This is a genomic window from Candidatus Symbiothrix dinenymphae, from assembly GCF_001431085.1.
In genome coordinates this window covers 1-514 of record NZ_BBRU01000319.1, presented here as the reverse complement: position 1 = coordinate 514, position 514 = coordinate 1, and the positions used below count along the sequence as shown (strand labels likewise).

General features: G+C 29.8%; 1 protein-coding gene. It reads right to left on the bottom strand.

Features of this window, described 5'->3' with window-relative positions:
- Positions 1 to 20: 20 nt before the first annotated feature.
- A partial coding sequence (locus ASC50_RS03910; RefSeq protein ID WP_158648395.1) for a hypothetical protein occupies positions 21 to 514 on the bottom strand: 494 nt, incomplete at its 5' end.

The window sequence follows — 514 nt, the reverse complement described above, 5'->3', positions numbered from 1 at the left end:
TAACATAATTTACAATCTCTTTATTCATGCCATTTGGCAGTAAGGTTAATAATTGATTCTTGCCTATCATCTGGATTTCTTAAGAGTTTAAACTCCTCGCTGGGGTCTTGTGCCAAAATAATATTGTAACGCGGTAAAAAAAAAGGATATTTCTCTCTCAAATTTTCCGCTTCTTCTTCTATTTCTTTTAAGCTCTTTCTATTTTGTTTATCTTTAGAAATACGGTCTTTTTCTTGTGTGTAAATACGGTTTCTTATTTCTTTTTCAATTTTATGAGTAGTGCTTCCTGTTGCTGCAATAGGTACAATTATTATTGTTTGTCTTTGATTATATTCTTTTATGTAACTATTAGCAATGTCTTCTGGTAAAAAAAGCAATTTGTCGTTTTTGCTTTGAGCAACAAAATGAGTAATTCTTTCATTCGTTATTTCCTCTTTCTCTCTTATCGATTCCCATAAAAATTTTTGAGTTAAACTTAAAATCAATTCACTGTACATTTCATAACCTACAAGAG